The following is a 2,925-nucleotide window of genomic DNA, read 5'->3' on the forward strand; positions in this document are numbered from 1 at the left end:
CCGCTGTTTCGCAAGGTGGATGTGAATGGCCGGATCCGGGAAAAGGCGCTTCATCCCGATGCCGTGCGCCAGATCCTGCACCGCCGGGGCGCCCTGGCCGGTCTGCCCGCCGATGTCCTGACGCGCCTTACGCCGCACGGGCTGCGTTCGGGTTTCATTACCGAAGCCTATCTGGCCGATGTGCGGGAGGAGGAAATCCGCCGCCATGTCCGCCATCGCGACCCGCGCAGCACACGGGGGTATATCGAACTGCTCGATCTTGTTATCGACACGCCCGCGGGAAAGGTCGGTTTGTAGGAGACGGGTTGAAAAACCTGCCCTTGAGACATCCTGCCCATTCCAGGGACGTTTTTGGTGCAGCTTTGTTCACAAAGCTTCAGAAAACGCCGCCTCTTGAAAAGGGGGCGCCCAAAACTTTCTTATGGTTTATGGGATGTCTGTCAAAGACAGGCTGTTCCAGACAGTATGCAGGCAGTCATGTAACGGACCAGGGGCGTGGAGATCACGTATTCGCGTTTATGAAAGACGTAATGCCGGGCAAGGACGAAAAAGCAGCCTTGGTCCTGCTTTTTCCTGCTTCCGGTGGGTATTGAAGCGGCATAAATATCCCCATGCGGCAGGGCAACCTGTGATGGGGAAAGCCCGTTATTATGGGCAAGAATCTGCTTTTTCAAATAGAAAGAGGTTTTTTAGTGCCGGATTATGTGTGGAAAAATTCCATTCCCTGCAACGGTCTTTCGCCCGGTCAGGTCATGTGGAAAGCCAGTAAACGAAATATCCCGTAATCATGAAAAAGCTTCAGGGAACGCGGCCTTTCTGGAAAAGGTTGCGCGAGGGGACTTTTTTTTGTTTTTACAAAGTAATTGTTTTTGTGGCGTATAAATTCAAAACAATGTCATATTAATATATTTCATTTCTTGGTATGGATTTTGTTATGGCAGATATACACAGTAATTCTGCCATCACGCCCTACTGAAATGCGTTGTGAGAGTAACAGGCTGTCTTCATTCGTGGTTCAAGAAACAATATAATAATTCACGATCAAGGCAAAACAGACCCAGCATAAACTGCAATAAAAAACACCACATTCCCGTTGTTCCAGCCATAACCGCCGCAGGGCTGGTTCGGTCGGGCAATGCGGGTGCCGTGTTGTCCATCCGTGCCGGGCGCAATGCGTCCCGTCCCTGAGAATTGGTCTGCTTCCGGGTTCACGATATTCATTTGCGTGAGGTTTAGGGCATGCGCGTTCCTCATGAATCAGTTTTCCTGTCCCTGTTGCGTTTATACTTTCCCGCAACCGGGAATACACGCCGCATCCGGTCTGTACTGCTGCAATGCTGGATAGCGGGCTTTTTCGGCTTCATGGCCCTGTCGGGCGGCCCGGCGCGGGCGGCCAGTAGTACAGCTACGGACTCATCTGCGGCGCAGACATCGCAGGGCCTGCAACTGCCCCTGTGGTTACGCAACATTCTGGGAGAAAAAACCCAGCCAAGCGGCCCCCCGCAGGTCTCCAACCCCACCCCGTATGCTGAAACGCAGCCGACGACCCCATCCTATGAAGCAATCCCGAGCTTTCTGAACGCGCCCTACGGCCCGCCGTCATTTGGCCCTCCCTTCGGCACGACCCATATGCTGGGAGACTGGGGGGGAATCCAGCCATGGCTCCAGAAGCGCGGGCTTTATTTTGCCTTTGACGTGTATGAGGACATCGCGGGCAATGTGGCGGGTGGTAAAAAGCAGGATTACACGGCCGCGGGCCAGGTCGGTTCCACGCTTGATGTCGATTGGGATAAACTCCTGCATCCCGGCGCATGGGCCAGGGATTTATGGCTGCATCTGCTGGTGGTCAACGGGAATGGCCGCAACCTGAGCCGGATCTATGGAGATAACGACAATCAGGTCCAGCAGATTTACGGTAGCCGTGGCAATGTTGTCGCGCATCTTGTTTGGGCCTACTTCGAGAAAGCGTGGCTTGACCACAAGGTTGACCTGTCGGTTGGCTGGATTCCGACTGGCGTGTTTTTCCAGAACTCTCCATGGGTCTGCAACTTCATGAACGTGTGGCTGTGCGGTGCGGAATCACCGACCAAGTATCTTACCGGCGCGCGTGGCTGGCCATCGGGCAATATCGGTACCATCCTGCGTCTCATGCCGGTGAAGCAGATGTATGTCATGGGCGGCCTGTTCGCCGTTTCACCGCATCCCTATAACGGCGGCATTTCCGGCTGGTCATGGGGGCAGGACGGTCTGGGCAAACTGTCCACCCAGGTTGAAATCGGCTGGTTGCCCGCGTTTGGTCGTGACCATCTTGTCGGTCATTACAAGCTTGGGGGAATGTACGACAATTCGCGCTATAACGACCTTTATGAAGACATAAATGGAAATCCATGGGTCATAAGTGGATTAAGCCCCCGCAAGCAGAGCGGGCAGGCATCCGTGTGGGTCATAGCCGACCAGATGCTCATCCGCCGGGGCGCGGGTGAACTGAACGGCCTTGTTCTTGGTGGATATTACGCCTACGCTTCCGGCCAGACATCACAGATCAATCATACACTTGTTGCTGTTCTTATGGATACCGGGGCGTTGTGGCACCGGCCGCTTGATAGCGTGGGCATAGCCTTTCTGTGGTCAAATTTCAGCCGCTCCGCCATCGCATCGCAGGAACTGGCGGCCAGTCACGGCCTTGCCCTGCCCGGCGCCAATTTTGGCGTGCCTTATGGTATTCAGGGGCACGAGACGATTTACGAAGCCTATTACGGGTTTCATGTTCTGGAGGGCCTGTCGATCAAGCCGGATTTCCAGTATGTGAACCATGTGGGGGGAACAACGGTTTTCAAGGATGCGGTGGTGCTCAGCACGGCTGTCAACATTGCCTTCTGAAATATTTATTCAAAATAATAAAGGTTTTGGGTGCCGCCTTTTTTA

The 2,925-nt window shown here is 54.3% G+C and carries 1 protein-coding gene and 1 pseudogene; both read left to right on the forward strand.

Going from position 1 to position 2,925, the window contains the following annotated elements; genetic code table 11:
• Positions 1-297, forward strand: a pseudogene (locus JCM25156_RS29450) (site-specific integrase); the annotation flags it as partial.
• 942 nt (positions 298-1,239) lie between these two features.
• Positions 1,240-2,880, forward strand: a complete 1,641-nt coding sequence (locus JCM25156_RS12730; RefSeq protein ID WP_025813372.1) for a carbohydrate porin — start codon at positions 1,240-1,242, stop codon at positions 2,878-2,880.
• The last annotated feature ends 45 nt before the right edge of the window (positions 2,881-2,925 follow it).

The sequence above is a fragment of the Komagataeibacter kakiaceti JCM 25156 genome (genome assembly GCF_000613305.1).

What these genes read in the sequence shown, in the direction of transcription:
- JCM25156_RS12730 (WP_025813372.1), top strand. Translation starts at nt 1,240, where the DNA reads ATGCGCGTTCCTCATGAATCAGTTTTCCTGTCCCTGTTGCGTTTATAC.